A 23,205-nucleotide genomic window follows, 5' to 3' on the forward strand; every position below is an offset into this window, starting at 1 on the left:
CCGCCACATCATGCGCCATCCGGGCGAACGCCTCGGGGTGCGGGCGAAGGACCGTGGCCACCGGGTCCAAGATCCTGCCGGCCGCTGTCCTTCACCCACGGCCCCGGCGCTCCTCCCCCGCCTACGTTGTCAGTAGGCGAAGCAGTCCGGGCCGGATCCACGGCCCCGACGCCTGGACCAGGGGCGGCGGCGTCGCCCGGACCGTCCTGGAGGGTGTCGCGCGGGGCTTCCTCTCGGCCGGGGACGAGCGCTTCCACACCGTCCGCGGCCTGGACACCCTGGGCCGCGAGCTGTGGTGCTTCCCGCCCGGCCGGTGACCTCGGAGGCCGGGGAAGCCGCAGGTCGGAGCGGGTGCCACGGCTCGCACCATGACAACTGTCACGCGGATCCCGCAACGGACGACACTGCTCTGACGGAGGGTCGGACGGAAAGACTGGAGACACGACGCGGGCACCGGCCCGCGGCCACCAGTCGGGGAGGAACCCACCGTGAGCCAGACCGTCAGCGCCGCCGCCCCCACCGCCCCCGCCAAGGCCGGCAAGGCCCCGAACCCGGCGGTCTCCGGACTCCGCCCGCTCGCCCTCGACGTGGCCGCCCCGCTGGTCGGCTACTACCTGCTGCACTCGGCCTGCGGCCTGAGCGAGTTCGCCGCGCTGGCGTGGAGCAGCGCGATCCCGGCCGGCCGGACCGTCCTCGGCCTGCTGCGCGAGCGCAGGCTCAACCTGTGGGCGACGCTGATGCTGGTCGTGAACCTGGCCGGCCTGGCGCTCACCTTCGTCACCGGCGACGCCCGGCTGATGATCGCCAAGGACGGCGGGCTGACCGGCACCGTGGCGCTGGCGGTCCTGGTCTCGGGGCTGATCGGCCGCTCGGTGATGACCCCGATGGTGATGCCCTTCATCACCAAGGGCAAGCGCGACCGCGCCGCCGCCTGGCAGCGGCTGGTCGAGGGCCGGGCGGCCGGCTCCCGGGCCTTCCGCCACCATGAGCGGGTGTTCGCGGGCATCTGGGGCACCGCGCTGCTGGCGGAGTGCGTCGCCCGGGTGGTCGGCGCCTTCACCCTCCCGGTGGCGACCATGGCCTGGCTGTCCACCGTGTTCCTGATCGGCGCGATCGTGGCCGGCTCGATGCTCGGTCAGATCGCGGTCGAGCCGATGGAGAAGTTGGTCCGCGCCGAGGCCGAGGCCCCCACCGCCGCCTGACCCGGACCCCTCGACGAGCCGAACGAAGGGTGCCGGCGATCCGAACGGCGAGGAACCATCCGGATCTCCCGGGAGTCCTTCATAACGAGGGGGTAACGGGACCCCCGGTCGAGGAAACGGGGATCCCATGAGCAGGACGCACGCGCTGAGCACCACCGAGGAACGCACCCTCGTCTGGGACGGCTGCCTGAACGTCCGCGACCTGGGCGGGCTGCCCACCGTCTCCGGCCGGCCGACCGCCCGCGGGGCGATAGTCCGGGCGGACAACCTGGACCGCCTCACCGCCGAGGGCTGGGACGCCCTCCTGGACCACGGCGTCCGCACCGTGGTCGACCTGCGCAACGCCGAGGAGTACAAGCCGCTCCTCCCGCTCCCCGAGGGCGTCGAGCTGATCCGCGTCCCGCTGGACGAACTCGCCGGCCCCACCTGGTGGGAGGCCTACGGCCGGCTGGACGGCACCCCGCTCGCGCTCCGCCGCTACCTGGACCACTGCCCGCACGCCGCCGCCGCACTGATCGCCGCCATCGCCGGCGCCCGCCCCGGCGGCCTGGTCGTGCACTGCGGCGCCGGCCGCGACCGCACCGGCCTGGCGGCCCTGCTGCTGCTCGCCCTGGCCGGCGTCGAGCGGGCCGCGATCGTCGAGGACTACCTGCTCAGCGGCCCCAACGTCCGCCCGCTGTACGGGATGCTGGGCCTGCCGGACCCGTACCGCCGGATCGACGCGGTGCTCGCCGAGGCCGGCACCACCGCCGAGGCCGCCCTGTCGGGCGCGCTGGACGACCTCGACCCGGCCGGCTACCTGCTCGCCGCCGGGGCCACCCCCGCCGAGGTCGCCGCCGCCCGGGCCCGCCTCCTGCCCAACTCGTAACACCTCGGCCGTGATTGACGGACCATCCGAACCCTCCTGGTCACCGGGGAAGACCATCCACGCACATCGTCAACCAATGGTTGACGGCGCGGGATCGACAACCTACGGTTGACGCATGGAGAATCCCGTCGTTCCCAACACCACTCCGCTGCGCCTCGACGACCTGATCGCCGCGATCAAGAAGGTCCACCCCGACGCGCTCGACCAGTTGTCCGACGCGGTCATCGCCGCCGACCACCTCGGCGACCTCGCCGACCACCTGATCGGCCACTTCGTCGACCAGGCCCGCCGCTCCGGCGCGTCCTGGACCGACATCGGCCGCAGCATGGGGGTCAGCAAGCAGGCCGCCCAGAAGCGATTCGTCCCCAAGGACCCGGGCGCCCCCACCGACCTCGACCCCAGCCAGGGCTTCAGCCGGTTCACGCCCCGGGCCCGCAAGGTCGTGGTGGCCTCGCAGGAGGAGGCCCGGCGGGCGAACAACGCCGAGATCACCGCCGAGCACATCCTGCTCGGCCTGCTCGCCGAGCCCGAGGGCATCGCGGTCAAGGCGCTCGCCGCCCAGGGCGTCACCCCCGAGGCCGTCCGGGCGGCGACCACCGCCGTCCTGCCGGCCGCCGTCGAGCAGACGCCGCCCGCGCTGATCCCGTACGACGGACAGGGCAAGAAGGTGCTGGAGCTGGCCTTCCGCGAGGCGCTCAAGCTCGGGCACAACTACGTCGGCACCGAGCACATCCTGCTCGCGCTGCTGGAGTTGGAGCACGGCGAGGGCGTGCTCGCCGGCCTGAAGGTGGACAAGCCCGAGACGGAGACCTTCGTCTCGGAGACCATCGCCGCCATCATCGCCGCCCGGAACGCGGAGCCCGAGCAGCAGCAGTGAGGCACTGCGCCTTAGACCGACCGTCTTAGCCGTGCCCCGGATGGAACTCCCACCCGGGGCACGGCACTTCGGCTGGACCGCTCAGAAGCCGGAGACGTGTGTGGTGACGATCCGCACCCGGCCGTCGACGGCCGCCTCCAGCGCCGCCCGCAACCGGGCCGAGCGGGCCGGGCCGAGGAGCTCCAGTGCCTCCTCGACGGTGGCCCAGCGGTGCGCGTCGAGTTCGCCGGCCGGGACGGTCACGGGGGTGCCGTCCGGGACGGTGCCGAAGTCGAACATCAAGTGCTCGGCGGGGTGGTCGAGTTCGGCCGAGGGGTGGGTCCAGGAGATGGCCAGCAGCTCCCCGGCCGCCTTGACGATGCCGGTCTCCTCCCACAGCTCCCGGGCGGCGCACTCGACCGGGCCCTCGCCGAGGTCGATCGTGCCGCCCGGGAACTGCCAGTGCTCGCGGTACCCGGCCTTCACGATCAGGACCCGGCCGGACTCGTCCCGCAGCAGGCAGCCGGCCGCCGCGTAGATCCTGGGCAAGGACGCCAACCACTCCTCGCGGGACTTCAAGGGCTCAGCCGTCACTGCGATCCTCCTGGGGCACGGTGGTCCTGGACCGCCTACTCTGCCACCGGGCCGCCCGCGGCCGCCCGGTGGCGGGGAGGGCTCAGTGCCGGGCGGCGAGGTGCTCGACCAGGCGGTCGAAGCTGGAGTTGAGGCCCGCCTCGGCCTCCGGACCGCAGTACATCGCCGGCACCTCGGTCTGGTGCAGGACCACCTCGGAGCGACCGTCGCCGAGGTCCTTGAAGGTCAGCGTGGAACGCATGCCCACGCCCTCCTCGGCCAGGGCGATCAGCTCACCCGGGCGGATCTCGGTGATCGTGGCGCGCATCGGGTACTTCTCACCGGTCTCGTCGATGGTCATGGTGCTGTCGTAGCGCCCGCCCACCGTGGGCTCGATGGTCACGGTGTCCAACTCGACGTGGGTGCCGACCGGGCCCCAGAAGCGGATGAACTGCTCGGGCTCGACGTAGGCGCGGAAGACCGCGTCCGGGGTGGCCGGCAGCTCGCGGGTGATGGTCAGCTCGCCCGGGTTCTCGGTCATGGTGTGGTCCTTCGCGTTCGTGAGTGTCAGTGGTGCGCTTGCACAGGGGTAGACCGGGGCCGCATCCGAAACTCATCGCTCCCCGCGGAGATGTTTTCGAGAAGTTCTGAGCAGCGCTGAGCAGTTCTGAGACGTGCTCAGCAGTGCGGCGGAGCGCCGAGTTCTGCGGAGTTCCGGGGAAAGTTCCGCCGGAGCCGATGAGCCCGGGCCGCCCGGCCGGTCCAAGCAGCATGGAGACCGCCCGGAAGACCCTGACCGCCCCCGTCCTGACCTGTGACCTGGGCGCGCTGGCCGCGCCCGACCTGGCCGTCGTCGACGCCCTCGCCCGGCTGCGGCTCGCCGCCGCGCGGTACGGGGTGGGCGTGGTACTGCTGAACGCGAGCGGCCCGCTACGGGAACTGCTCGCGTTCAGCGGGCTCGCCGCCCTGTTGCCGGGGGCCGTGGACCCCCTCGGCGTCGAGTGGCTACTCGGCGTCCAACCGGGGCGGGAGGCCGAACAGCGGGAAGAGCACGTCGGTGTCCAGGAAGCTGGTGAACCCGGTGATCCGACCCGCTGACACCTCCGGCACGATCAGCGCCCACGGCTCGTGCCCGCCCGCCGGGCTCGGCCGGTACTGGGCGAAGGCCGGGCCCCCGTTGGCCGTCACCGGGAGCAGCCGGGAGCCGCGGCAGCCGTGGCCGGGGCCGAGCATCCAGTCCCGGATCTCGTCCCGTCCCCGCAGCCACATCGCGAACGGCGGCATGTTGAGCGTGACGTCCTCGTGCAGCAGCGCGGCGAGGCCGTCCATGTCGTACGCCTCGAAGGCGCGGACGTAGCGGTCCAGCAGGGCGCGGTGGTCGTCGTCCAGGGCGGGGGCCGGGCGGGCGGCCTCGCCGTCCGCGGCGAGCACCGCCCGGGCCCGCTGCAGCGCGCTGTTCACCGAGGCCACCGTGACGCCGAGCAGTTCGGCCACCTCGGCGGCCTTCCAGCCGAGCACCTCACGCAGGATCAGCACCGCCCGCTGCCGGGGTGCGAGGCGCTGCAGCACGGCGACGAAGGCCAGCTTCACCGACTCGCGCTGGGCGGCGACCTCGGCCGGATCACCCGTCTCGGGCAGCACCCGGCCGTCCGGCGCGGGGCCGATCCAGGTCACCTCGGGCAGCTGGGTGCCGTTCGCGGTGGCCACCGTCACCGGGCCGGCCAGGTCCATCGGGCGGGCCCGGCCGTTGCGGCCGTTCAGCGCGTCCAGGCAGACGTTGGTGGCGATCCGGTACAGCCAGGAGCGCAGCGCGGCCCGGCCCTCGAAGCCCCGGTGGCCGCGCCAGGCGCGGACCATCGTCTCCTGCACCGCGTCCTCGGCCTCGAAGACCGAACCGAGCATCCGGTAGCAGTAGCCCGTCAGCTCCGTCCGGTACCGCTCCAGCTGGAGCTCGACCGGCTCCTCCGTGATCAGGTCGGTCATGGTGTGCCCCCGTCGTCCTGCCGTGCCTTGCCGAACGGGACGAACGTAGCGCAGGGCACCGACAGTCGGCTCACTGCTTCCCGTACACCTGGCCGGAGCCGAACCCGGTGGTCACCAGCTTCCACAGGGTGGGGAACTCCTCGCCGCTGATCCCGGTCGGGTCGAGGCCGACGACGACGGTGCGGGAGAGGTCCCGGGTGGCGAACACGGCGCTGCTGTAGCCGGGCCGGGCGCCGGTCTTGCCCCAGATCTCCGTGCCGTTCGGCAGGACGGCGCGCATCAGGCCCTTGCTGAAGCAGGCGTGCCCGGCGGTCGGGCCGAGGTCGCAGGACTTGTTGTGGTTGTTCGGCACGTCCGGCACCGCGAACAGCTCGGCCTGCTGGGCGGGCGGCAGCAGTCGGCCGCGGAACAGCGCGGTGAAGAAGCGCTCCAGGTCGGCGGCGGAGGAGATCATGCCGCCCTCGGCCCACGGGTACGGGCTCTGCTCGGTCACGTCCACCCGGGTCGTCGTGCCGTCGGCGGCGCGGACGTCCACGTAGCCGGAGGCGTGCGGGCCCCGGAGGGACAGGTCGTCGGCGGCCGGGACGTAGGTGGCGTGCAGGCCCAGCGGACGCGTGATCCGCTGCCGCACCTGGTCGGCGAAGGTGTCGCCGGTGATCTTCTCGATCACCATCCCGGCGACGAAGGTGTTGTTGCCGTTGTACTGCTGCGCGGTGCCCGGCGCGAAGCCCATCGGCTGGGTGAGCATGTCCGCCACCACCTGCTCGGGCGTGAAGGAGTCCGCCTTGTGCGCGGCGAACCACGCCGTGCTGCCGTCCCCCGAGGTCATGCCGCCACCGCCGGGCAGGCCGCTGGTGTGGTCGAGCAGCTGGCCGACGGTGACCGCCGGGTAGCCGGCCGGCAGCAGCCCGGGCAGGTACTGCTGCACGGTGCCGTTCAGGTCGACCCTGCCCTCGGCGGCGAGCTGGAGCATCACGGTCGCGGTGAACACCTTGGAGATGCTGCCGATCCGGAACCGGGCGTCCGCCGGGACGTCCGCCCCCGAGGTGCCGCGCCACCGCGCGTCCGGGCCGCCGACCCGGACCTGCCCTCCGGTGATGTCGGCGGGCAGGGTGTCGAGGGTCCGCGCGAGGGCGTCCCGGTCCAGCGGGCCCGGCCGGGCGCCGGAGGCGGTGGCGGCGGCGGTCGACGGGGCGTCCGCGGCCAGCGCGGGCGTCGCGGCGCCGGCCGTGACGGCGGCGAGCAGCGCGCCCGCCGCCGCGAGGGTGGCCCAACGGCGGTTGCGCACAAGGGTGTTCATCTGACGGCTCTCCAACTGCGGCTCGCCCGTCGGGCGGTGGCTCGGACGGGACGAGTCTTCGGCAGAGCCACCGTCCGGACCATCCGGGGCGACCCCGAGCCGACCCGGAACCGTCCCGGAGAACACCCCTGAGCATGCGTCAGGGGCGGGCGCCGGAACGCGGCGCCCGCCCCCGGACTCGGAACCGATCAGTGGGCGGAGTGCTTCTCCGCACCGCGGTGCCGGTGGCCCTTGAGCTCGGCGTGCATCGCCGGGGTGGCGTGCGCCGCCAAGGACGCCTGGTCGCGCCCGCCGTGCCGGAAGGCGTCGGGCGCGGCGTACCCGGCGCCGGCGGTGGACATGGCGTCGGCGCGCAGTCTCGGCACCAGCCGGATGGGCGCGGTCGCCATGCCGCGGCGCTCCAGCAGCTCCTGGGTGCCCTGGCGGAGCTTGGCGGTACTGCCCGGTGTTCGCTTGGTCATCGTCGGCCTCCCTTCGGCGGTCACCGGCCGGACGGTTGTCGACCGGAGGGGCCGCACGGGCGTCATGTCCGGATTTTATCGGGCTTGCCCGCCGCTGCCACCGGGAACGGTGAACAGCCGGCCCGGGCCCTCGGGCCGGGCCCCCGCCCATGACCTCGGCCCATGACCTCAGCCCATGACCTCGTGGACGAAGCACCAGCGCCAGTCCTCGCCCTGCTCGTACGAGCGGATCACCGGATGCGAGGTGTTGTGGAAGTGCGCGGTGGCGTGCCGCTGCGGCGAGAAGTCGCAGCAGCCGATGTGGCCGCAGTCCAGGCAGATCCGCAGGTGCACCCAGTCCCGGCGCCCCTGGGCCAGGCAGTCGGCGCAGCCGTCGGCCGGCGGGAGGGGGTCGATGTCCCGGGGGGCCGCGGCGAGGTCTTCGCAGGCGCTCATGCACGCAGGGTAGTGACGGCCGGGCCGGGCCCGGTCCCAGGACACGCCGCGCGCCCGGTCGGCCTTCCCGGCGCCCTCCCCCCGGGGCCGTCCAGCCGCCCGGCACGGGCGGCTGGACGGCTTGTGGGCTCCGGCTCCGCCGCCACGGGAGGCATGGGAGCATGCCACCCGTGGCTATCGTGACGGGGAGAACGAACGGCGACACCGGCGGTGGCGAAGCCACCGGGACGCCCGCACCGGCGGACACCGGCATACCGGCGCGCACCGGAACCGACCGGTCCTCGCCCCGGGCGGTGCCGGAAACCGGCCGGATCCGGCAGCCCGTCGCCCTCATCCGGCTGCTCGCCGGGCTCGTCGCCGTCGCCCTCACCCTGCTGCTCGCCGACTACGCCCAGGCCACCACCGGCGGCATCGCCGCCGACGTCGCCGGAGCCGCCGAGTTGGTGCCCCGGCCGCTCGCCGGGCTCGCCGGCGGCCTCACCACCGCCGCCGTCCTGCTCCTGCCCGTCGTCCTCGCCGCCCGCCGGCTGCTCGGCCCCGACCGGCGCCGCGCCCTCCAACAGGTCTCCGACGGCCTGCTCGCCGCCGTCCTCGCCTACGGTGCCACCCTCGCCCTCGACCTGTGGGCCGACCGCTTCTCCCCGGTCTCGCTGCTCGCCGCACTCACCCAGGCCCGGCCCGACGGCGTCCTCGGCCACACCGAACCCGTCTACGGCTACCTCGCCCCCGTCCTGGCCTTCATGACCGCCTCCGGCACCCGCGAACACCGTGTCCCCTGGGCCGTCCTCACCCTCTCCGGCCTGGCCGGACTCGCCGGCGGCTACGCCACCCCCACCGCCCTCCTGCTCGGCCTGCTCATCGGCTGGACCGGCGCCCACGGCACCCTCTACGCCGTCGGCACCCCGGACCCCCTGCCCAGGCCCGGCGAGATCCTGCGCGCGCTGCACGAGAGCGGCCTGCGCCCGGTCGAGGCCCACCCGGCCGGGCCCGACCGCTACCTGGTCCGCCAGGGCGGCGACCGGCCCGGCCTGGACGTCCAGCTCCTCGACCGCCAGGCCGTCACCGCCGCCGCCGTCCAGCGCGCCTGGCGCCGGCTCCGGCTGCGCACCGCCCCCCACCCACGTGCCCTGCGCTCCCCGCGCGCCGGCCTCGAACACGAGGCACTGGTCACCTACGCGGCCCTCGCCGCCGGCGTCCGCACCCGCCGCATCGCCGCCACCGCCGGCCTCGGCCAGGACACCGCCCTCATCGCGTACGAACGCCTCCCCGGACGCACCCTCGACCTGCTCGCCGACCAGGAGATCACCGACGAGCTGCTCGCCGACGCCTGGCGGCAACTCGCCCGGCTCCAACGCCGGGAGGTCGCCCACCGGGCGCTCGTCCCGTCCTCGCTGCTGGTGGACGAGACGGGCGCGGTGCACCTGGTCGACTTCGCGGACGGCGACATCGCGGCCAGCGAACTCGTCCTGCGCTGTGACCTCGCCCAGCTCCTCACCACCCTCGCCCTGCGCGCCGGTGCGGCCCGCTCGGTCCGCACCGCCGTCGCCGTCCTCGGTCCCGACACGGTCGGCGCCGCGCTCCCCCTCCTGCAGCCCATCGCCCTCGCCCGCAGCACCCGCCACGCGCTCAAACGCGCCGACCGGGCGACCGCGACCGCGGCCCGGACGGGCGGCACCACGGCGCGGGCGGGCGGCACCACGGCGCGGGCGGGCGGCACCGCCAAAGTCCTGCCCGCCCCCCGGACCGCCCCGGACACCGCCGCCGCCGAAGGTGCGGCGGGCGGGCTGCTGGAGGAGATCCGGGCCGAGGTGCTGCGAACCCGGCCGCAGGCGGTGGTGCGGCCGGTGCGGTTGGAGCGGCTGAAGCCGCGGACGCTGCTGGCCGTGGTGGGCGGGGTGGCCGCCGGGTGGCTGCTGATCCCGCAGCTGTTCGCCGCCGAGGACAACCCGATCGCGGCGGTGGCCGACGCCGACCCGGCGTGGCTGGCGCTGGCGCTGGTGGCGGCGGCGCTGAGCCACGTGACGGCGGCGATGGGGTTCGTCGGGTTCGTGCCGGAGCGGCTGGACTTCCGCAACGCGGTGCTGGCGCAGCTGGCCGGGGCGTTCGCGAAGCTGGTGTCGCCCGGGGGCGTCGGCGGGGTCGCGTTGAACACCCGGCTGCTGCAGCAGGCCGGGATCCCGACGGCGCAGGCGCTGTCCAGCGTCGGGGTGGGGCAGTTGATCGGCCTCGTGCTGCACCTGCTCCAGCTGGGCGCCTTCGTCTACCTGCTGGATCTGCAGCCGGGCGGCTCGGAGCTGGACGCGCTGCCCGCCGTGGTGGGCGGGCTGGCGGGGGCGGCGGCGCTGCTGGCGGTGGTGTCGGCGGTGCCGCCCGCCCGGCGCTGGCTGGCGGCGCGGCTGCGGCCGCTGACCGCCGAGGTGCTGCCGCGGCTGCTGGACCTGCTGCGCAGCCCGGCCCGGCTGGCGGTGGGGCTGACCGGTCAGCTGATGGTGTCGATCTGCCTGATCGGCTGCCTGTACTGCTGCACCCGGGCGATCGGCCGGGCGCCGTCCTTCGCCTCGGTGGCGGTGGTGTTCCTGGTCGGCAACGCGGCGGGCAACGTGGCGCCGACCCCGGGCGGGGCCGGCGCGGTGGACGGGGCGCTGATCACGCTGCTCCAGCAGACCGCGTCGATGGAGAAGGGCGGCGCGCTGGCGGCGGTGGCGATGTACCGCCTGCTGACGCTGATCCTGCCGGTGCTGCCGGGCTGGGCGGCGATGACCTGGCTGCAGCGCCGCCGGGCGCTCTAGTGCCAGACGGCTACTCGCGGTACTCGTCCTCGTCGAGTTCGACGACGCGGCTCTGCTCGGCCGCGTCGGCGACGTCGGTGGCCGGGTCGGCACCGAGGGCCCGGCGTTCGGCCACCTCGTCGTACTCGTCGCCTTCGGGCGCCGCGTCGTCGGGTTCGACGGTCTCGACGGCCTCGTCGATCAGGTAGTCCTCGTGATTCTGCGGCATGGCGTCCGTCCTCGCTGTTCGGAGGCTCCCACGGGCCCGGGTGGCGGTACTGGCAGTATCCGCCGCCGGACGGCCGGGCGCGATGTGCCGCGGCCGCCCGGGTGGGTGGCCGGACCCGCCGCGACGAGGACGATTGACCCGTGAAACCGGCGATCGAATGACCCATGGCACAGGTTCATTCCGCACCTAGGCTCATCGTCATGACGACGAACGAGACGAACGCGACCACCGCCTCCCCGGCCCGCATCGACTTCGCCCGGACCGCCCCCAAGGTCTTCCGCGCGATGATCGCCCTGGACGCCGCCGCCCGCGACGGCCTGGACCCGGCGCTGGTGGAGCTGGTGCAGATGCGCACCTCGCAGCTGAACGGCTGTGCGTACTGCCTGGACATGCACGTCAAGGACGCCCGCAAGGCCGGCGAGAGCGACGAGCGGATCTACCTGCTGCCGGTGTGGCCGGAGGCCCCGGCCGGGGTGTACTCGGAGCGCGAGCGGGCGGCCCTGGCGCTGGCCGAGGAGGTCGCCCGGATCGGCGACGGGGTCTCGGACGCGGTGTACGCGCGGGCCGCCGCGCACTTCGGGGAGGCGGAGCTGGCCCAGCTGATCTCGGTGTGCTTCACCATCAACGCCTGGAACCGGATCAACGTGGCCACCCGCAAGACCCCGGGCAACCGGTAGCACCCGGTGGCGCCCGGTCCCGCGGCGGCACCGGGCGGCGCCCGGCGACCCCCCGCGGCGCCGGGGCCGGCGGCCCGCACGGAACGCGCCGCAGGCCACCGGGGGTACGATCGGTGCCGTACCAAGGGCTTACCCACACCCACCCGGTGGCCCCGAGGCCCTTACGAACGACGGGGAAATCATGTCCGGCTCGCACTACTTCACCGGTGCACCCGAGGTCGCCAGCGAGCGCCGGCCGATCACGGTCTCCCTGCCGGACCTCACCCTCGAACTGACCACCGACGCCGGGGTGTTCTCCCGCAGCCGGCTCGACCCGGGTACCCGGATCCTGCTGGAGCACGCGCCGCCCCCACGGGTGCGCGGCCCGATCCTGGACGTCGGCTGCGGCTACGGTCCGATCGCGCTGACCTGGGCGAGCCGGCGCAAGCGCCTCCCGGTCTGGGCGGTGGACGTGAACGAGCGCGCGCTGGAGCTGGTGCGGCTGAACGCCGAGGCACTGCGGCTGGGCAACGTCCAGGCCGCGCTGCCCGAGGACGTCCCGCAGGACGTGCGGTTCGCCACGATCTACTCCAACCCGCCGATCCGGATCGGCAAGGCCGCGCTGCGCCGCCTCCTCGTGCACTGGCTCGGCCGGCTCACCCCGGACGGCTCGGCGTTCCTGGTGGTGCAGAAGCACCTGGGCTCGGACTCGCTGCAGAAGTGGCTGAACGACCAGGGCTACCCGACCAGCCGGGTCGCGTCGGTCAACGGGTTCCGGATTCTGGAAGCACGGCCCCGCCCTGATTCGGGCGAGGGCACGGAGAGTGGACGGGGTACGTCGACGTGAAGCAGCTGCGCGGGACCGAACTCAAGCGACTGCACCGCTCCTGGCGGCGCAGCAACGAGTTCCGGCTCGCGATGATCCTGGAGAACCTGCAGTCGCCGTTCAACGTCGGCTCGGTGGTGCGGACCGGAGCGGCGATGGGCGCCGAGAAGCTGTACCTGACCGGGGACACCCCGTCGGTGCGCTCCTCGGGCGCGCAGAAGGCCGCGATGGGCACCGACAAGTACCTGAAGGTGGAGCACTTCCCGACGGTGGCCGAGGCGGTCGCGGCGGCGAAGGCGGACGGCTTCAAGGTGGTCGGCCTGGAGCTGGCGGACGAGGCGGTGCCGATGTTCGCCGCCGAGCTGACCCCGGCGGTGGCCTTCGTGCTGGGCCACGAGGACCGCGGGATCACGCCCGAGGCGCTGGCGCTCTGCGACCAGGTGGTGTTCGTGCCGCAGCTGGGCCGGGTCGGCTCGCTGAACGTGTCGGCGGCCGCGACGGTGGCCTGCTACGAGGCGCGCCGCCAGGGCTACGCGATCAGCGGCGCCCCGGACGGCTTCGACCTCGGTGAGGCCGACCTCGGCGGGGCCGACGACGAGTAGGACCTGACCGGGACGGGCAGGAGCTGACCGGACCGACGGAGGGGTGTGCCGAAAGGCCCACCCCTCCGGTCGTTTCCGCCCGGCGTCTCTGCCGAACGGCAGATGTGCGCGGCCGCACGCGCCGGAAGCATGGCGGGCGTGACGGAACTCCGGATCCTCGACCTGACCAAGGAGCACCGCCGCGGCAAGCGCGCGGTGGACTCGTTCCCGCCGACGCTGCGGCCCGGCGTGCCCGGCCTGCTCGGCCTGCTCGGAGCCAGCGGCGCCGGGAAGTGCAGCCTGATGCGCATCCTGGCCACGGTCACCCGGCCCACCTCGGGGCGGGTGCTCCGGGAGGGGGCGGACATCGCCCCGGGGATCCGGGCCGACCTGCCGGGAGAGGGGTGGTCAGCGCAGCGTCAGCTAAGCGTCAGCGCTCCAGGCGACTGTAGTTGGCATGACGTCGATCACGGCAGTCTCCAGCTGTCTTCCCGACACCATCCCGATTGCGCGCTTCCAAAAGGAACTCCAGCTGACGGATGTGCAGCTCCGGCGCTACCAGCGCTTCTACGGGCTCGCCGAGGTGTGCCGCGACCCCGCGGCCACCGAGACGGAGCTGCTGCTGCGCGCCGCCACCAAGCTGGTGGAGCTGCGCGGACAGGAACAGCGCGTCAAGTACGTCCTGCAGGCCCGCACCATGCCGTCGCCGCTGCCGTACCCGATGACCTCACTGCGGCCGCTCCAGGTCGAGCTCGGCCTGGAGCACGCCGCCGGGTTCGTCGTCTCGCACCACGCCTGCGCCTCCGGGCTGCTCGCGCTGGACCTGGCGGGCACCCTGCTGGCCGCCGACCCGGATCCGGACGCGCTCGCCCTGGTCCTGGCCGGGGAGAAGGCGGCCACCGCCCAGACGCAGTCCATCCCGGACGTCACCGTCATGGGCGAGGGCACGGTGGCCTTCCTGGTGAGCGCGGACCGCACCGGCTCCGACCGGATGCTCGGCTACGCGACGCGCACCCACACCCAGTTCGGCGACGAGTTCATCATGGGCGACGCCGCCGCCAAGGAGTTCCAGGACCTGTACGGGCCCGGCCTCTGCGAGGTGATCGGCGCCGCCCTGGAAGAGGCCGGCTGCGGCCTCGACGAGCTGGCGCTGGTGCTGCCGCACAACGTCAACCGGCTGTCGTGGATCGGCGTGTGCAAGACGCTCGGACTGCCGCTCGACAAGGTCTTCCTGGACCTGATCGGCGAGACCGGGCACTGCTTCTGCGCCGACCCCTTCATCAACCTGCAGAAGGCCACCGAACTGGGGCGACTGCGCCCCGGCGACCGCTACCTGATGACCAGCGTGGGGCTCGGGGCGACCTTCGCCGCCATGGTCTTCGAGCACTGAGGGCCGCCAGGCCCTGAGCCCGCCGCGCACCCCGCGCACCGCGCCCGAGCGCACACGAGAAATGACGAGGTCGACATGCATCTACCGTCCTCCGGCTTCAGCGCGCGCCTCAAGCGCGCCGTGACCGGGTCCGCGGACACCCCGCTGGTGTTCCTGGGCAACTTCGAGGTGGAGAACCACTGGGCGCTCGGCGAGCCCGCGCTGCCCCGGGTCGCCTCGCACGCGGGCAGCGCGGTGGTGAACCGGATGGACGAGTTCGCGCTGCTGCTCGGCGGCAAGAACGACCACGTCGTGCTGAAGACCGCCCTGGACGAGGGCTACCGCGGCTACCTGGAGGGCCTCGGCCTGGCGCTGCCCACCGTGCACGTGGTGGCCGACCAGGACCCGCAGCGCACCGTCAGCGAGGACGCCCTCGCCGACCCGGAGCTGCTGCGCGCGCTGTCCGCCGTCGCCGGCGAGGGCGCCCGGCTGACCGCGCACGGGATCTCCACCGTCGAGGAGGAGCTGGCCGAGCGCACCGGGCTGCGGCTGGGCGCCCCGAGCGCCGCCGTCTGCAAGCGGGTCAACAGCAAGGTGTACAGCCGCCGGCTCTCCGACGAGCTGGGCATCCGCCAGGCCCGCGGCTGGGCCTGCGAGACGCTGGAGGAGCTGGCCGAGGCGGTGGCCGCGGCCGGCGAACTGCTGGCGTCGGGCCGCAAGGTGGTGCTGAAGGACGCGTTCGGCGTGTCCGGCAAGGGCATCGTCGTGCTGGACAGCGAGGCCCGGCTGGGCCGGCTGCACCGGATGGCCGTCCAGCAGGCCGAGCGCGCCGCCAAGGCCGCGGGCGGGGCCCCGCGCACCGCGCTGGTGATCGAGGAGTGGGTCGCCAAGCGCTGCGACCTCAACTACCAGTTCACGGTGGGTCGGGACGGCTCCACGCACTTCGACTTCGTCAAGGAGCTGCTCACCGAGAACGGCGTCCACAAGGGACACCGGATTCCGGCCCGGCTGACCGGGGCGCAGGTCGCCGAGATCTCCGCGACCGCGCTGCGGCTCGGCGAGCGGCTCGCCGCCGACGGCTACTACGGCGTGGTCGGCGTCGACGCGATGGTCGACCCGGACGAGGGCCTGTACCCGGTCATCGAGATCAACGCCCGCAACAACATGTCCACGTACCAGAACGTGGTGCACGAGGGCGGCCTGGCCGGGGCCGACGAGGTCGCCGTCGCCCGGCACTTCCCGCTGCGCCTGGCCCGCCCGCTGCCCTTCGCCGAGCTGGCCGAGGTGCTGGACGGACTGCTGCTGACCGAGCGGGGCGCGCGCCCGCGCGGCCTGTTCGTGAACAACTACGCCACGGTGAACGCCGCCGCGGGCACCGACGCGGACGGCTTCGAGGGCCGGCTGTACGGCGTGCTCGTCGGCGCCTCCGACGAGGAGATCGAGGCGCTGGACACCGACATCACCCGCCGCCTCGCGGCCTACCCGGAACGGAGCTGACCGTGAGCGTCGCATTCGAGGTGCAGGGCCTCGGGATCACCGAGCTCGCCGAGGAGTTCGGCACCCCGCTCTACCTGTACGACGGTGAGGAGATCACCACCCGCTTCCAGGGGCTGCGCGAGGCGCTGCACCCGGCGCTGGAGGTCTTCTACTCGCTCAAGGCCAACCCCAACATCTCCGTCTGCGCGCTGCTGCACAGCCTGGGCTCCCGCGCCGAGGTGTCCTCGCTGACCGAGCTGGTCACCGCGCGCCGGGCCGGGGTCGAGCCGCACGACATCATCTTCCTCGGCCCGGGCAAGAGCCGCGGCGAGGTGGCGGCCTGCCTGGACGAGGACATCCACGCGATCGTCTGCGAGTCGATCGGCGAGCTGGACCTGATCGACGAGGTGGCCCGCGAGCGCGGGATCACCGCGCGGGTCGCGCTGCGGGTCAACCCGAGCTTCTCGGTGAAGGGCTCGGGCCTGACGATGGGCGGCAAGCCGCGCCAGTTCGGCACCGACGAGGAGCTGCTGCTCGCCGAGGGCAAGGGCCTCGCCGCCCGCTACCCCAACATCCGGCTGATGGGCGTCCAGGTGTACCTGGGCACCCGCATCCTGATCGAGGAGTCCGTCGTCGAGAACACCCGGCGGATCCTGGAGCTGGCCGAGCGCCTCTCCACCGAGCTGGGCTTCCCGCTGGAGACGGTCGACGTCGGCGGCGGCCTGGGCATCGCCTACTTCGACAACGAGAAGGACCTCGACGTCGCCGAGCTGACCGCCCAGCTCAACCCGCTGATCGCGGCCTTCCGCGAGCGGCACCCGGACACCCGGATGATCATGGAGCTGGGCCGGTTCCTGGTCGCCGCCTCCGGCACCTACGTGACCCGGGTGCGCTACACCAAGACCTCGATGGGCGAGAACTTCGCGGTCACCGACGGCGGTACCAACCACCACATGGCGGCCGTCGGCATCGGCTCGTACGTGAAGCGCAACTTCCCGATGGCCGCGCTGGAGCGCCTGGACGAGCCGGCCACCGAGCCCTGGCACATCACCGGCCCGCTCTGCACGCCGAACGACGTCATCGGCAAGAAGGTCCCGATGCCGGCGCTGCGGGCCGGCGAGCTGATCGGGGTGCAGCGCTCCGGCGCGTACGGGCCGACCGCCTCCCCGGTGCACTTCCTGAGCCACGGCTACCCGGCGGAGGTGCTCGTCCTGGACGGACGGCCGCACCTGATCCGGGAGCGCGACGACGTCGAGGCGATGCTCGGCCGCCAGCGGCTCTACCGCGCCGCCGGCGACGACCAGAACTGACCACCGACCGGCCGACCGACGGCCGGGACCAGCCCAAGGAGAACAGCATGACCGACACCGCCACCACCGACGCGAAGTACGTCGACGCCGTCCGCAAGGGCCTGTCGGAGGTCCTCAACAAGGACGTCTCCGGCGCCGACGCGAGCGTCCGCCTCTTCGACGAGCTGGGCCTGGACTCCAGCAGCGCGCTCGAACTGCTCATCACCATCGAGGAGATCCTCGACGTGCAGTTCGACGCCGACGAGCTGGACATGACCCACTTCGAGACCGTGGGCTCGCTGGCCGGCTTCGTCGCCGCGGAAGCGAGCGCCTAAGCATGTTCCGCGCGACTGCGCCCGTGCGGCCCCCGGCCCCGGCCGGCGCGGACGGCCCGTCCGGCCCGGCGACGGCGACGGCGGTCCTGCCGCGGCTGGTCCGGGCCGGCGTCCACACCCCGCCGGGTCCGGGTGCGCCGTACGAGCCGGAGGGCGCGCGGGAGGACTTCTACCGCGAGCTCGGGGCGCTCTACGGGGCCGCCTTCGACCGCGGGCAGTTCGCCGACTCGGGGCGGCGCACCTCGGTGGAGCTGGCCTACGGCGCGCTCGACGCGCTGGGGCCGCTGACCGCCGAGGAGTGCCCCGAGGTGGTGGTGGTCGCCTACGCCGCACCGGACTTCGACCACTCCGAACTGGTCGCCTCCTGCGTGAAGCGGCGGCTGCCGGGCGAGCCGCTCTCCTTCGCCCTGTCCGACCAGGGCGTGCTGGCGCCGTTCAGCGCGCTGCGGGTCGCCGTGGAGTACGCCCGGCGGTGCGGCTGGTCGCGGCTGCTGCTGCTGGTCGTGGACCAGGGCACCCAGCCGTTCCCGCTGCCCGCGACCGGACAGGCCGCCGTCCACGGGGACACGGCGGTCGCGCTGCTGATCCACTGGGACGGCGGCGACGCGGCCCCGGCCGGGATGGCGCAGGGCCGCCCGGAGCCGGCGCTGTTCGCCGACTGGGACGGTTCGGCCGCGCTGGTCGCCGGTTCCGGGCTGTCCGAGGGCGGCGCTGAACTTCCGGCCCACGACGGACCGTTGATCAGGGTGGCGGCCGGACGGCCCGCCACCGGCGGCTGGGCCGCCCTGCTCGCCGCCGCCGACCGGGACCGCCCGGTGGTGGTGGCCGACTACGACCGGGAACGCGACTTCCTGGCCTACTGCACACTCGACACGGGGGAGTTGGGGGTCCGATGACGGTTCCGGCCGAGGTGCGCGAGCACTGGCGGGAGGCACGGACGAGCGCGCGCAACGACGGCCTCGTCCCCGCACTGACCCTGCTCTCCCGCGCGCTGTCCCCCGGGGTGGCGCCGCGCGGCCCGCGCGGGCACGCCGTGGTCCCGCGCGAGCTCCTGGGCGATCTCGCCGAGTCGGGTGACGACGACGCGGACGGGGACCGGGACCCGGTGCCCGGCCTCGCCGTCCTGGGCCCCGCCGGCCCGCCCCCGGACCCGTCCGCCCCGGACGCCCGGAACTGGGGCACCGGGCTCGCCTGGCTGCGGCTCGGCGCGTCCGAGCGGCTGCGGGAGGCCTGCCTCGCCTACCTGGCGGCCCGGCAGGTCGAGGGCAGCTCGCTGCTGCTGCAGCAGCTGGTCAAGGGCGCGCTCGCCGACGTGCTGATCGACCACCTGGAGATCGAGGGCGTCCTCGACGACCTCGCCGATGGCTCCGGCCCGGACGACTCCCCGCTCGCCCCCGGCCTGCCCCTGGACGGGCCGGCCCTCGCCCGGCTCCAGGCACAGATCACCCAGGCCGACCGGGCGCTGCTGCGGCTGCTCGGCGCGTACGGTTTCACCGCGGAGGGACCGGGCCGGGCGGCGTACGCCTCCGAGCTCCTCGCCGACGTGTACTGCGGCTGGCCGCGGCCGGCCGGCGACTCCGCACCGAACGTCGACTCCCGGAAGGGGAACGTGTGATCAGCCTGCCCGGCTCGCTGGAAACCACGCACCGGTACGTGCGGCGGTGGGCCGACGACCTGCGGGCGGGCGCGCTCGAGATCGACCGGGACCCGGAAGCCGTCCACCGCTACCTGGACCTGCCCGCCGTCCGGTTCCTGGCCGGCCGCCAGGTGCCGCCGGAGTGGGACCGCGCGTCCGCCGGGGCCGGCGCCGGCCCCGCGCACGGCCTGGCCACCCTGGAGCGGGTCCTGGTGAGCGAGGAACTGGCGCGCGGCGACGCCGGGATGATGCTGGGCGCGCCCGGCGCCTCGATGTGCGGGGTGCTGCTGAGCGTGCTCGGCAGCCAGGCGCAGAAGGACTGGGTGTACGGCCGGCTCGCCGAACGCCCCCGCTGGACCTGCTTCGCCCTCACCGAGCCCGACCGCGGCTCCGCCATCGGCGAGATGACCACCACGCTGACCCCGGTGGGCGACGGCTCGTACCTCCTGGACGGCGAGAAGCGCTACGTCGGCAACGCCGCGCGGGCCGACCTGGGCGCCGTGTTCGCCCGGGTCGCGGGCACCGAGCGGCTCGGCGTGCTGGCCGTCCTGGTGGACACCGCCGACCCCGGTTTCCGGGCGGAGCCGCTGCCCACCCTCGGCCTGCGCGGCGTCCAGCTGACCCGGATCACCCTCGACCGGGTGCACGTGCCGGCCGAACGGGTGCTCGGCGCCCACCTGCCGCCGACCCGGCGCGGGATGTGGAGCATCGTCTCGGTCTTCAACCAGCTCCGCCCGAGCGTGGCCGCGATCGCCCTCGGCATCGCCCGCGCCGCCCACGACTACGTCGCCGAGAACCGCGAGGTGCTGCGCGGCGCGGAGCGCGAGCTGTTCGAGTCGCTCGGCCAGCGGATCGACGCGGCCCGGCAGTTGACCTACCGGGCGGCCCTCGCGGTGGACCGCCGGCCGGCCGCCGGACACCTCTCCTCGGCCGCGAAGGCGCGCGCCTGCGAACTCGCCGAGGACGTGACGATGCACGCGCTCGGATTCTTCGGACCGGGTGCCCGGCTGGATCACCCGCTCCTCGACAAACTCGCCCGGGACGCCCGGGGCACCGAGTTCATGGAGGGGACACGGAACATCCAGAAGCTGAATCTGTTCCAGGGGCTGCACACCGGAAAGGTGGGCCGGCCCTGAACGGGACAGAACAACCGGCCGGTCGAGATTCGGTCGAGGTCTGGCAGATTCCGCTGAACGGCGGGGACCACCCGGATCAACCGGGCGGCGAAGCCCCCGGGGACGACCCGGACGGGTACCCCCGGCACCTGGAGGAGCTGCTCGACGAGCAGGAGAAGGCGCGAGCCCGGTGCGGACGACTGCCCGGGCTGCGGCGCCGTTTCGTGCTCGCGCACGCCGCCACCCGGATCGTCCTCGGCGAGCGGCTCGGCCGCCCCCCGGCCGCGCTGAGCTTCACCCGCGGCCCGTGGGGGAAGCCGGAGGTCGAGGGCGCGGCCGGTCTGTACTTCAGCCTGTCGCACTCGGGCGAGATCGCCCTGCTCGCACTGGCATCGCGGCCGGTCGGAGTGGATGTCGAGCTGGCCCGCGCCGACCTGGACATCGACCGGCTGGCCGGTCGCTTCTTCCCACCGGAGGAACGGCGGTTGGTGGCCCGGGACGGGCACGACGCCTTCACCCGGCTGTGGACCAGGAAGGAGGCGTGCGTGAAGGCCTCGGGCGGCAGACTCACCCAGGGCATGGGGATCCCGGTCGCGCACACCGGGCGGGAGGCGACCGTACACGCACGCTCCGGGCCACTACCCGGGCCGTGGAGAGTCGCCGACCTGCCGCTTCCCGAGCAATACGCGGGGTCCGTCGCACTGATCGGCGACGGGCCCTTTAACGTGTCCCGGCGGATGTGGTATCAAATGCCGCCTGGGGAATCCGACGGAAACCCTCGTACGTCGGCTGTCAAGTAGAAGAAACTCCCCCTCCAATCGTCGAAGTTGTACCCGTGATCATGCGACGAAGCGTCACTAGATTCAGAGACGCAGGCGCACGCCGCACCGCACCGGCCGGACTCATTGGTCAGGCCCGTGTCCGATCCGGGCATTTCTTTTGAGGAGGGGAACGTGATCGTGGAAGGCAGGAACGTGATCACCAGGGCCGCTCGGTGGAGCGCCGTCCACCCCTGGTGGGCGATAACGCTCTGGGTGGCGTTCGTCGTGGGGGCCCTCGTGGTCGGCGGCGTCACGGGCACCCGGCAGGCCACCACCTCCGACCTCTCCATCGGCCAGTCCGGCCGGGCCGCCGCGATCGCACGCAGCGGCGGCCTCCAGGAGCGCGCGGTGGAGAACGTCCTCATCACCCCGTGGGGCGGCGGCCGGCTCGACCCCGTCCAGGCGCAGTCCGCGGCCTCGGACGCCACCCGCGACCTGAAGGCGCTCCCCGGCATCCGGGCGATCGACGCCCCGGTGCCCGCCCCGGACGGCTCGGCCCTGCTGGTCCCGGTGACCCTCGACGGGGATCCGGAGACCGCCGCCGACCGGGTGCAGCCGCTCATCGACAGCGTGGCGAGGACCCACGAGTCGCACACCGGGCTGCGGATGGAACTGGTCGGCGCCGGCTCGATCAAGGCCGGGCTCAACGAGATGCTGAGCAAGGACCTCGGCAAGGCGACCGTGCTGAGCCTGCCGGTGACGCTGCTCGTCATGGTCTTCGTCTTCGGCGCCATCGTCGCCGCGAGCGTCCCGGTCGTGCTCGGCCTGTCCTCGGTGCTCGCCGGGCTCGGCCTGTGGGGGGTGGCCTCCCAACTGGTGCCCGACCCGGGGCCGGTGACCCACGTCATCGTGCTGATGGGCATGGCCATCGGAGTCGACTACTCGCTGTTCTACCTCAAGCGCCAGCGCGAGGAGCGGGCGTTGGGCGCGAACAACATCGACGCCATCGAGATCGCGGCCGCCACCTCCGGGCACTCGGTGCTGGTGTCCGGAGTGGTCGTCATGATCTCGATGGGGGCGCTCTACCTCGCCGGGCACATCGCCTTCGAGTCGATGGCCACCGGCGCGGTACTGGTGGTCGCCATCGCGATCACCTCCTCGCTGACCGTCCTGCCGGCCATGCTGTCCCGGTTCGGCCGCTACCTGGACTCCCCGCGGATCCCCCTGGTGTGGCGGCTCACCCAGAAGGGCGGGGTCAAGCCGCGGCTGTGGTCGACCATGCTCAAGCCCTCGCTGCGCCACCCGGTCATCGCGCTGGTGCTCTCGGTCGGTGCGCTGCTCCTCCTCGCGGTGCCCGCCCTCGGCCTGAAGCTCAAGGCCACCGGGATCGACGACCTGCCCCGGTCGATCCCGGCCATGCAGGCCAACGAGCGGTTGACCAACTCCTTCCCGAGCCAGGCGGACACCCACACCGTCGCGGTGAAGGTCCCGGCCGACCGGACCGCGGAACTGGGCACGGCGGTGGCCGCGCTGGTCGAACGCGCCGGCCAGGACGAGCTCTTCGTCCACGACCCGGCGCCGGTGGTGCACACCTCCCCGGACGGCACGGTCGCCACCGTCGCGATCGGCACCCGGTTCGACAGCGGCTCCGCGCAGGCCCGCGCCTCGCTGGCCCGGCTGCGCCAGGACCTCGCCCCGCAGACTCTCGGCGCGGTTGCGGGCGCCGAGTTCGCGGTGGGCGGCAGCGACGTCGCGTTCGACGTCGACTACCGGGCGAACGTCATGCACAAGATGCCCTGGGTGCTCGGCGTGGCCCTGGTGCTGACCTTCCTGGTGATGACCGCCGCGTTCCGTTCGGTGGTGCTCGCGCTGATCACCGTGGTGCTCAACGTGCTGTCCGCGGCGGCCTCCTTCGGCCTGCTCGCGCTGATCTTCCAGCACACCTGGGCGGAGGACCTGCTGCACTTCGAGTCCACCGGCCGGGTGGTCGCCTGGCTGCCGCTGATGCTCTTCGTGATCCTGCTCGGCCTGTCGATGGACTACCACGTCTTCGTGGTCAGCCGGATCAGGGAGGCGGCGCGCGGCGGGCTCTCCGTCAGGGAGGCGGTCGAACAGGGCATCACCCGCACCGCCGGCGTGGTGACCAGCGCCGCGGTGGTGATGGTCTGCGTGTTCGCCCTGCTCGCCTCGCTGAACTTCATCGAGATGAAGCAGATGGGGGTCGGCATGGCCTGCGCGGTGCTGCTCGACGCGACGGTGATCCGGATCGTCGTCCTGCCGGCCGTGGTCACCCTGCTCGGCTGGAAGACCTTCTGGCCCTCGCGGCTCGCGCGCCAGACCACGACCCGGATCCCGCGGCTGCCGGCCATCGTGGCGGCCGCGGCGGCGGCCTCCGCAGCGCGCACGACCCTCCCGTAACACGGGGAGCGGCCAACTCGACGGCCGGGGAAGGGCTTAGCCCCTCCCCGGCCGTTTCCGTGCGTACA

Annotated in this window: 25 protein-coding genes and 1 pseudogene; 19 read left to right on the forward strand and 7 right to left on the reverse strand. The window is 73.6% G+C overall.

Going from position 1 to position 23,205, the window contains the following annotated elements:
* The first annotated feature begins 53 nt into the window (after nucleotides 1-53).
* From ACIO5E_RS19675 to ACIO5E_RS19690, 4 genes are all read left to right on the forward strand, one after another.
* Nucleotides 54-317, forward strand: coding sequence for a hypothetical protein (locus ACIO5E_RS19675; protein ID WP_400669310.1), 264 nt, complete (start codon nucleotides 54-56; stop codon nucleotides 315-317).
* A gap of 171 nt (nucleotides 318-488) precedes the next feature.
* Nucleotides 489-1,202: a VC0807 family protein gene (locus ACIO5E_RS19680; protein ID WP_400669312.1), complete on the forward strand. Its 714-nt coding sequence runs from the start codon at nucleotides 489-491 to the stop codon at nucleotides 1,200-1,202.
* A gap of 127 nt (nucleotides 1,203-1,329) precedes the next feature.
* Nucleotides 1,330-2,070: a tyrosine-protein phosphatase gene (locus ACIO5E_RS19685; protein ID WP_400669314.1), complete on the forward strand. Its 741-nt coding sequence runs from the start codon at nucleotides 1,330-1,332 to the stop codon at nucleotides 2,068-2,070.
* A 115-nt stretch (nucleotides 2,071-2,185) separates the two neighbouring features.
* The gene (locus tag ACIO5E_RS19690; RefSeq protein WP_400669316.1) at nucleotides 2,186-2,947 is read left to right on the forward strand and encodes a Clp protease N-terminal domain-containing protein; all 762 of its coding nucleotides are present in this window, start codon (nucleotides 2,186-2,188) and stop codon (nucleotides 2,945-2,947) included.
* 81 nt (nucleotides 2,948-3,028) lie between these two features.
* On the opposite strand, the gene ACIO5E_RS19695 is transcribed toward ACIO5E_RS19690, so the two are convergent.
* On the reverse strand, nucleotides 3,029-3,520 hold the full coding sequence (locus ACIO5E_RS19695; RefSeq protein ID WP_400669318.1) for an NUDIX domain-containing protein: 492 nt from the start codon (nucleotides 3,518-3,520) through the stop codon (nucleotides 3,029-3,031).
* Between the two features lie 82 nt (nucleotides 3,521-3,602).
* On the reverse strand, nucleotides 3,603-4,040 hold the full coding sequence (locus ACIO5E_RS19700; RefSeq protein ID WP_400669321.1) for an SRPBCC domain-containing protein: 438 nt from the start codon (nucleotides 4,038-4,040) through the stop codon (nucleotides 3,603-3,605).
* 230 nt (nucleotides 4,041-4,270) lie between these two features.
* Between ACIO5E_RS19700 and ACIO5E_RS19705 the strand changes: the two genes are divergently transcribed.
* Nucleotides 4,271-4,597 (forward strand): STAS domain-containing protein, encoded by a 327-nt coding sequence (locus tag ACIO5E_RS19705; protein ID WP_400669323.1) that lies wholly within the window; start codon nucleotides 4,271-4,273, stop codon nucleotides 4,595-4,597.
* Here the strand turns inward: ACIO5E_RS19705 and ACIO5E_RS19710 are convergent.
* The 4 genes from ACIO5E_RS19710 to ACIO5E_RS19725 all read right to left on the reverse strand — a co-directional run bounded on the left by ACIO5E_RS19710 (nucleotide 4,505) and on the right by ACIO5E_RS19725 (nucleotide 7,678).
* Complete coding sequence (locus tag ACIO5E_RS19710; protein ID WP_400669325.1) at nucleotides 4,505-5,482, reverse strand: sigma-70 family RNA polymerase sigma factor; 978 nt, start codon at nucleotides 5,480-5,482, stop codon at nucleotides 4,505-4,507. The two genes, ACIO5E_RS19705 and ACIO5E_RS19710, sit on opposite strands and share 93 nt — an antisense overlap.
* A 70-nt stretch (nucleotides 5,483-5,552) precedes the next feature.
* Nucleotides 5,553-6,782: a serine hydrolase domain-containing protein gene (locus ACIO5E_RS19715; protein WP_400669327.1), complete on the reverse strand. Its 1,230-nt coding sequence runs from the start codon at nucleotides 6,780-6,782 to the stop codon at nucleotides 5,553-5,555.
* Between the two features lie 188 nt (nucleotides 6,783-6,970).
* The gene (locus tag ACIO5E_RS19720; protein WP_400669329.1) at nucleotides 6,971-7,243 is read right to left on the reverse strand and encodes a hypothetical protein; all 273 of its coding nucleotides are present in this window, start codon (nucleotides 7,241-7,243) and stop codon (nucleotides 6,971-6,973) included.
* 168 nt (nucleotides 7,244-7,411) lie between these two features.
* Nucleotides 7,412-7,678 (reverse strand): UBP-type zinc finger domain-containing protein, encoded by a 267-nt coding sequence (locus ACIO5E_RS19725; protein WP_280675703.1) that lies wholly within the window; start codon nucleotides 7,676-7,678, stop codon nucleotides 7,412-7,414.
* A gap of 170 nt (nucleotides 7,679-7,848) precedes the next feature.
* Here ACIO5E_RS19725 and ACIO5E_RS19730 point away from each other — a divergent pair, with 170 nt between their 5' ends.
* The gene (locus tag ACIO5E_RS19730; RefSeq protein WP_400669331.1) at nucleotides 7,849-10,467 is read left to right on the forward strand and encodes a lysylphosphatidylglycerol synthase domain-containing protein; all 2,619 of its coding nucleotides are present in this window, start codon (nucleotides 7,849-7,851) and stop codon (nucleotides 10,465-10,467) included.
* Nucleotides 10,468-10,477: 10 nt separating this feature from the next.
* On the opposite strand, the gene ACIO5E_RS19735 is transcribed toward ACIO5E_RS19730, so the two are convergent.
* Nucleotides 10,478-10,675 carry a hypothetical protein gene (locus ACIO5E_RS19735; RefSeq protein ID WP_400669333.1) on the reverse strand — a complete coding sequence of 66 codons (198 nt, stop codon included), beginning with the start codon at nucleotides 10,673-10,675 and terminating at the stop codon, nucleotides 10,478-10,480.
* A 200-nt stretch (nucleotides 10,676-10,875) separates the two neighbouring features.
* Between ACIO5E_RS19735 and ACIO5E_RS19740 the strand changes: the two genes are divergently transcribed.
* The 13 genes and pseudogenes from ACIO5E_RS19740 (at nucleotide 10,876) to ACIO5E_RS19800 (ending at nucleotide 23,137) form a co-directional block, all read left to right on the forward strand.
* Nucleotides 10,876-11,352: a carboxymuconolactone decarboxylase family protein gene (locus ACIO5E_RS19740; RefSeq protein ID WP_400669336.1), complete on the forward strand. Its 477-nt coding sequence runs from the start codon at nucleotides 10,876-10,878 to the stop codon at nucleotides 11,350-11,352.
* A 181-nt stretch (nucleotides 11,353-11,533) separates the two neighbouring features.
* Nucleotides 11,534-12,178: a class I SAM-dependent methyltransferase gene (locus tag ACIO5E_RS19745; RefSeq protein WP_400669339.1), complete on the forward strand. Its 645-nt coding sequence runs from the start codon at nucleotides 11,534-11,536 to the stop codon at nucleotides 12,176-12,178.
* Entirely contained in the window at nucleotides 12,175-12,759 is a 585-nt protein-coding gene (locus ACIO5E_RS19750) for a TrmH family RNA methyltransferase (RefSeq protein ID WP_280675713.1), read from the forward strand. Before ACIO5E_RS19745 ends, ACIO5E_RS19750 begins: the two co-directional genes overlap by 4 nt.
* Before the next feature lie 129 nt (nucleotides 12,760-12,888).
* A pseudogene (locus tag ACIO5E_RS19755) lies at nucleotides 12,889-13,107 on the forward strand (ATP-binding cassette domain-containing protein); the annotation flags it as partial.
* Nucleotides 13,108-13,195: 88 nt separating this feature from the next.
* A complete protein-coding gene (locus ACIO5E_RS19760; protein WP_400669342.1) occupies nucleotides 13,196-14,128 on the forward strand; it encodes a 3-oxoacyl-[acyl-carrier-protein] synthase III C-terminal domain-containing protein in 933 nt (310 codons plus the stop codon).
* 75 nt (nucleotides 14,129-14,203) lie between these two features.
* Nucleotides 14,204-15,604 carry an ATP-grasp domain-containing protein gene (locus tag ACIO5E_RS19765; RefSeq protein WP_400669344.1) on the forward strand — a complete coding sequence of 467 codons (1,401 nt, stop codon included), beginning with the start codon at nucleotides 14,204-14,206 and terminating at the stop codon, nucleotides 15,602-15,604.
* A 2-nt stretch (nucleotides 15,605-15,606) separates the two neighbouring features.
* Nucleotides 15,607-16,893, forward strand: a complete 1,287-nt coding sequence (locus tag ACIO5E_RS19770; RefSeq protein ID WP_400669347.1) for a type III PLP-dependent enzyme — start codon at nucleotides 15,607-15,609, stop codon at nucleotides 16,891-16,893.
* A gap of 47 nt (nucleotides 16,894-16,940) precedes the next feature.
* Complete coding sequence (locus tag ACIO5E_RS19775; RefSeq protein ID WP_280675725.1) at nucleotides 16,941-17,207, forward strand: acyl carrier protein; 267 nt, start codon at nucleotides 16,941-16,943, stop codon at nucleotides 17,205-17,207.
* Between the two features lie 2 nt (nucleotides 17,208-17,209).
* Nucleotides 17,210-18,103 (forward strand): hypothetical protein, encoded by an 894-nt coding sequence (locus ACIO5E_RS19780; protein WP_400669350.1) that lies wholly within the window; start codon nucleotides 17,210-17,212, stop codon nucleotides 18,101-18,103.
* A complete protein-coding gene (locus tag ACIO5E_RS19785) occupies nucleotides 18,100-18,822 on the forward strand; it encodes a hypothetical protein (RefSeq protein WP_400669353.1) in 723 nt (240 codons plus the stop codon). The genes ACIO5E_RS19780 and ACIO5E_RS19785 overlap by 4 nt, the downstream gene beginning before the upstream one ends.
* Complete coding sequence (locus ACIO5E_RS19790) at nucleotides 18,819-19,979, forward strand: acyl-CoA dehydrogenase family protein (protein ID WP_400669355.1); 1,161 nt, start codon at nucleotides 18,819-18,821, stop codon at nucleotides 19,977-19,979. The genes ACIO5E_RS19785 and ACIO5E_RS19790 overlap by 4 nt, the downstream gene beginning before the upstream one ends.
* A 203-nt stretch (nucleotides 19,980-20,182) precedes the next feature.
* Nucleotides 20,183-20,758, forward strand: coding sequence for a 4'-phosphopantetheinyl transferase family protein (locus tag ACIO5E_RS19795; protein ID WP_400669358.1), 576 nt, complete (start codon nucleotides 20,183-20,185; stop codon nucleotides 20,756-20,758).
* A gap of 153 nt (nucleotides 20,759-20,911) precedes the next feature.
* Nucleotides 20,912-23,137: an MMPL family transporter gene (locus tag ACIO5E_RS19800; RefSeq protein ID WP_400669361.1), complete on the forward strand. Its 2,226-nt coding sequence runs from the start codon at nucleotides 20,912-20,914 to the stop codon at nucleotides 23,135-23,137.
* The last annotated feature ends 68 nt before the right edge of the window (nucleotides 23,138-23,205 follow it).

This window comes from Kitasatospora sp. NPDC087314 (assembly GCF_044744365.1).
Classification (GTDB): domain Bacteria; phylum Actinomycetota; class Actinomycetes; order Streptomycetales; family Streptomycetaceae; genus Kitasatospora.